Origin of the sequence: Glycomyces dulcitolivorans (assembly GCF_003265355.1) — a bacterium.
Lineage (GTDB): Bacteria > Actinomycetota > Actinomycetes > Mycobacteriales > Micromonosporaceae > Glycomyces > Glycomyces dulcitolivorans.
The window spans coordinates 1-5528 of the sequence record NZ_QFRW01000187.1; the positions used below are offsets into that span (position 1 = coordinate 1).

General features: G+C 71.9%; 4 protein-coding genes. 2 read left to right on the forward strand and 2 right to left on the reverse strand.

Annotation, left to right across the window (positions count from 1 at the left end):
• Window positions 1-280: 280 nt before the first annotated feature.
• Complete coding sequence (locus DI269_RS14005) at window positions 281-1525, reverse strand: ornithine cyclodeaminase, nickel-pincer nucleotide-dependent (protein WP_198667427.1); 1245 nt, start codon at window positions 1523-1525, stop codon at window positions 281-283.
• 122 nt (window positions 1526-1647) lie between these two features.
• Window positions 1648-2949, reverse strand: a complete 1302-nt coding sequence (locus DI269_RS14010) for an MFS transporter (RefSeq protein ID WP_112136842.1) — start codon at window positions 2947-2949, stop codon at window positions 1648-1650.
• 393 nt (window positions 2950-3342) lie between these two features.
• Here DI269_RS14010 and bioA point away from each other — a divergent pair, with 393 nt between their 5' ends.
• Complete coding sequence (bioA, locus tag DI269_RS14015) at window positions 3343-4665, forward strand: adenosylmethionine--8-amino-7-oxononanoate transaminase (RefSeq protein WP_112136844.1); 1323 nt, start codon at window positions 3343-3345, stop codon at window positions 4663-4665.
• A partial coding sequence (locus DI269_RS14020; RefSeq protein ID WP_112136846.1) for an aminotransferase class I/II-fold pyridoxal phosphate-dependent enzyme occupies window positions 4662-5528 on the forward strand: 867 nt, incomplete at its 3' end. The genes bioA and DI269_RS14020, both read left to right, overlap by 4 nt.

Genomic DNA, 5528 nt, shown 5'->3' on the forward strand with positions numbered 1-5528 from the left:
CGCACCCCTGCGCGAGCGCGGCCTCGGGCACGGCCACGGCCCCGAGCGCGCCGGCGAGCGCGACCGCGGCGGCCGCGAGGACGAGGCGGAGTCTTCGTTTGGGATTGCCGGTGAAGGACATCGTTGTGCTCCTTGAAGTTCCCGTCGATTCGAACGTTTCAATTCACGCATTGAAATGAATCGATTTAATGGGATCATAGCGGGCGAACCGAGGTTTGGAAAGCGCTACCCGGACGCGAAGGGCGGCCGGCACGCGCCGACCGCCCTTGGAGTGAACGCCTCAGTCGCGCTTGTAGCCGACGACGAGTTCGCCCGCGAGCTGCTCGCAGAACAGGCCGATGTCGGTGATCACGCCGATCGCCTGGGCCGAGCCGCGGTCGGCCAGCTTGGTGACCGTGGCGGGGTTGATGTCGACGCTGACCAGCGGCACCTTCGCGGGCAGGATGTTGCCCGTGGCGATGGAGTGGAGCATGGTCGCGACCATGATCGCGAACCCGACGCCCGGCAGGGCCGCGCGCATGGCCCGCTGGCCCTCGATGACGTCGGTGTACACGTCCGGCAGCGGCCCGTCGTCGCGGACGGAGCCGACGAGCACGAAGTCCTTCTTGTTCTTGACCAGCGCGTGCATGATGCCGCCCTTGAGGACGCCCTGGTCGACCGCGTCGGCGATGGAGCCGCAGGTGCGGATCTTGTTGATCGCGCGGATGTGGTGCTCGTGGCCGTGCGGGACGCCGTGGCCCTTGTCGAGGTCGACGCCCAGGGAGGTGCCGAACAGGTTCGACTCGATGTCGTGCGCGGCGAGGGCGTTCCCGGCGAAGACGACGTCGGCGTAGCCCTCGTTGATGAGCGCCTCCAGGGCCTTCCCGGCTCCGGTGTGGACGATCGCGGGGCCGCCGACCCACAGGATCTTCTCGCCGCGGGCCTTGACCTCGCGCATGTGCTGGGCGATCTGGCGGACCTGGAGCGCCTGCGGCCGTTCGGAGGAGACGCCGCCGCTCATGAACTCGAAGTTCGAGGACTCGGGGCTCTTGCGCGCGGGCTCGGGCAGCGGGAGGACCTTGACGCCCTCGCCGCCGCAGACCACGAGCTCGCCGGCCTTGACGTCGGACACCGGGAGGGTCCAGGCGCGGGAGTGGTCCTCGGTGACGATGATGCCGCAGTCCATCTCGGAGTTCTCGACGTCCATCCAGCCGCCGTTGAGGCGGATCTGGGTGTCGAAGTTCGTGGTCGAGTAGAAGTCTTCGGGGAAGACGCCGTCGCGCGGGGCCGGTTTGAGCGTGGCGATGCCGGGTTCGAGCGGGTTGGCGCCGTGGGTCTGGAGGCGCATGACGATCCGCTCCAGCAGCTCCGAGGTCTCGGCGGAGACCGTCAGCTGCGCGTACGACTCGTCGGTGTGGTGCCGCCCCACGTCGAAGCGGTCGATCGAATAGGCCCCCGAGTACTCCAGCACGTCGTCCATGACCCGGGCGAAGACGCCCTGGTCGATGAGGTGTCCGCGCAGCTCGACGGTCATTGCGTGTTCCACGTTGGTGCTCCTGTCGCGTCCGGCGCCGCGGTCCGGCGAGGCGGCGCCGGATCGAGCCTAGCTCCCGGACGAGGTGGAGAGCAGAGGCACTCCGCCGTCAGAGGGAACCGTGGGACGGGACGTCAGGAGGCCGCGGGCTGCGGCGGCGGTGCGGCGGCGGCCTTCGCGGCCTCGATCTCCTCGTCCGTGGGCCAGGCCCGCGTCAGGAGCGCGTGGATGCCGAAGCCGATGACGCCCCAGGCGCCCACGACGTACGGGATCGGCACGCCGAGTTCGGCGACCAGGCCCACCCCGGCGATGGCGAGGCCCTGGCTGAGCTGGAGTCCGGCGTTGATCGCGGCGATCACGCGGCCCCGCCAGCCGTCGGGGATGCACTGCGCGAGGGTCGCGTTCATCGGCGCCATCGTCATGGTCGCAAGCCCTGCGCCGAATGCGAGCACGAGGACGCCCGGCAGCGGCGGGTCCAGCAGGGCGGCCGTCAGCGCCAGCGGCGCGAGGAACGCCAGCGGCCGGATCAGCCTGCCGCGTATGGAGGGTCGCACGAGCCGCGCGAACAGGAGCGTCCCCACGACCGTGCCGACGGCGTCGATGGCCATGATCAGGCCCTGCGTCGCCGCGCCGCGGTCGAGGTGCACCGCCCACAGGACCGCGACGCCTTCGGGGACCGCGGTCAGGGCGAACAGGCCCCAGATCCCGAGGGAGACGGTGCGCAGGACCTTGCTGTCCCAGACGAGGCGCATCCCGTCGGCGGTCTCGGCCAGGACGTGGCGCCGCTCCTCCCGCTTGTTGACCGTGGGGCGGTACTTGACCAGGCCGAACACGGCGACCGCGCTGACCGCGAACAGGATCGCGTTCACCGTCAGCGCCGTGTACGGGTCGATGGAGGAGAGCAGGCCGCCGGCGAGGAACCCGATGATCTGGGCGGTCGCGGCGACTGAGAAGGTGAGCGCGATGGCGGTGGAGAGCCGGTCGCCGGTGAGGATCTGCGCGAGGGTCGCGGTGCGCGCGGCGTTGTAGGCGGGCTGGACGGCGGCGACGGCGAAGACGACGGCCATCATCGCGGGCACGGGCATGCCGGGGATCAGGAGCAGGGCGATGAGCCCGGCGCGCAGGACGTCGCAGGCGACCATGACGTTGCGGTAGGCGTAGCGGTCGACGACCGCGCCGAGGACCTGCGCGAGGCCGAGGTAGGGGGCGTAGCTGATCGCGAAGGAGGCGACGGCGAGCGCCGAGGAGCCGGTGCTGGCCCACACGAGGGCGGTGACGGCGACGCGGTTGAGCATGGAGCCGGCGTTGGAGAGGCAGAACGCGCCGAGGTAGGCGGCCGCTTCGCGGTCGCCGAAGACGTCCGAGAACCGCGGTCGGCGGTCGGCGTCCGACTGGTCGCCGACTGGGTCGGCGGCCTTGGGGTTCTGGTCAGACACGGGGCCTTCCTTGCAATTCCACGATTCCGACCGCCCGCTGCGGCGCTGCCCGGCCCGGCGCGCGGGACGGGCGGTGCCCGCGGTCCGCAAGCGTCGCCGGGGGTGCGATGCCTGAAGGGGCGGTAAGTGACAATCCTCCGCGATTGCCGCAAGTGTCACCAGTCTGCCGTTGACGCAGGTGGTTGTCAAGCATCCCAGTGTGTTCAAAGTGTAAAAACCCGGACGGACGCCGTGGGTCCGGTCCGAACGCGCGAAACCGCGGCCAAGCCTAAGCCCAGAACCTCAGCAGGTGTCCGCGGGGCCTCGGCCGCATAACGGTGGACGCTCCCCGACCCGCATTCCGCCTGTCGGTATCCTCCAATGGCATTTATAGGAAACCACTAAGGAGCCGCGATGTCCGCCAGTGCCTCCTGGATCGCCAGGGACGCCGCCGCCGTCTGGCACCCGTTCACCCAGCACGCCACCTGGACCGACGACGACCCCACCGTCGTCGACCGGGCCGAGGGGCCGTGGCTGTGGGACGTCGACGGCCGCCGCTACCTCGACGGCGTCTCCTCACTGTGGACCACGACCCTCGGGCACGGGCACCCCGAGATCAACGCCGCGATCGCCGCCCAGCTCGCGAAGCTCGACCACTCGACGTTCCTCGGCACCACCCACACGCCCGGGATCGAACTGTCGGAGGCACTGGTCGCACTGGCGCCCAAGGGGACCGGGCCCGAGCTGACGAAGGTCTTCTACGCCGGGGACGGCTCCTCCGCGGTCGAGGCCGCGCTGAAGATCGCCTACCAGTACTCGACCCAGACCGGGCACGCCCGGCCGAAGTTCGTGCGCCTGAACCACGCCTACCACGGCGACACGCTCGGCGCCGTCGCAGTCGGCGGCCACGACCTCTTCCACGAGGCGTACAAGCCGCTGCTGCTGGAGACCATCGGCGTCGAGTCGCCGGGCGACCGCGCCCTCGGCGCCGACCGGTTCACCATGGCGGTCTCCCACCTCGGCTCGGTGATGCACGAGTACGGCGACCAGGTGTGCGCGATCATCGTCGAGCCCATGATCCAGGGCGCCGCCGGGATGCTCGACTACGACGCCGAGTTCCTGCGCACCGCAAGGACACTCGCCGACACGTACGGCGCCCTCCTGATCTTCGACGAGGTCGCCACCGGCTTCGGCCGCACCGGCCGCATGTGGGCCGCCGAGCACGCGGGCGTCGTCCCCGACCTCCTCACCTGCGGTAAGGGCATCACCGGCGGGTACCTGCCGCTGTCGGCGGTCCTCGCGGCGGAGCACGTCTTCGAGGCGTTCCTGTCCAGGCCCGGCGACACGTCGCCGCGCACGTTCTTCCACGGCCACACCTACACCGCGAACCCGCTGTGCTGCGCGGCCGCGCTCGCGAACCTGCGCGTGATGGGGGAGCAGGACGTGGTCGGCCAGGCCGCGCGCCTGGGCGAGCGCCTCGGGAAGCTTCTCGAACCGGTCGCGGCCAAGGACGGCGTGGTCGAGGTCCGCCGCCTCGGCACGATGATCGGCGTCGAGGTCGCCCCGGCCGGGGACCGCACCGGCTTCCGCGTCTGCCGCGCCGCCCGCGACCGCGGCGTCTGGCTGCGCCCCCTCGGCGACACGGTCGTCGTGATGCCGCCGCTCACCCTGGGCGACAACGAGACCGAGCTGCTGGTGGAGGCCCTCGACGCCGCGATCGACGAGGTCCTCGCATGAGCACTCCGGTCTGGGACCGCCTGTCGCGCAAGGCCGACCTGCGCGCCAAGGCCGGGCTCACCCGCACCGCCGCGCCGCGCACCGACGCGGTCGACCTCGCCGGGAACGACTACCTCGGGCTCTCCCGCCACCCGGCGGTCCTCGCCGCCGCCGCCGAAGCGCTCGCCGAGTACGGGCTCGGCGCGGGCGGGTCGCGGCTCGTGCGCGGCACCACCGGCGTCCACGAGGCGTTCGAGGCCGACTTCGCCCGCCACACCGGCACCGAGACCGCGATCCTCTACTCCTCGGGGTACCTCGCCAACCTCGGCGCCGTCGCCGCGCTCGCGGGCGGCCCGGTCCTGCTCGACGCGCACGCCCACGCCTCCCTCCACGACGCCGCCCGCCTCGCGGGCGGCCGCGCGGAGACGTTCGCGCACAACGACCTCGACGACCTCGAACAGCGCCTGCGCACCCTCAAGCCGGCGCTCGTCGCCGTCGAATCGGTCTACTCCGTCCTCGGCGACGCCGCCCCGCTCCGCGACCTCCACGCCCTCACCAGCGCGCACGGCGCGCTCCTCCTCGTCGACGAAGCCCACGCCATCGGCACCGTCGGCGACCACGGAGCCGGAGGCGTCGCCGCCGCCGGACTGGCCGGCGACCCCGGCATCGTCGTCACCGCCACCCTCTCCAAAGCCCTCGGCGCCGCCGGGGGCGTCGTCGCCGGACCAATCGTCCTGCGCCGCCACCTCCACGACACCGGCCGCACCTTCATCTACGACACCGCCCCGCCGCCCGCGGTCGTCGCCGGAGCCGCCGCGGCCCTCGCCGTCGCCCGCGAATCCGACGGCGCCCGAACCGAACTCGCCCGCCGCGCCGCCCTCGCC

Coding starts and splice junctions, on each gene's coding strand:
- bioA (WP_112136844.1), top strand. CDS start 3,343: ATGTCCGCCAGTGCCTCCTGGATCGCCAGGGACGCCGCCGCCGTCTGG.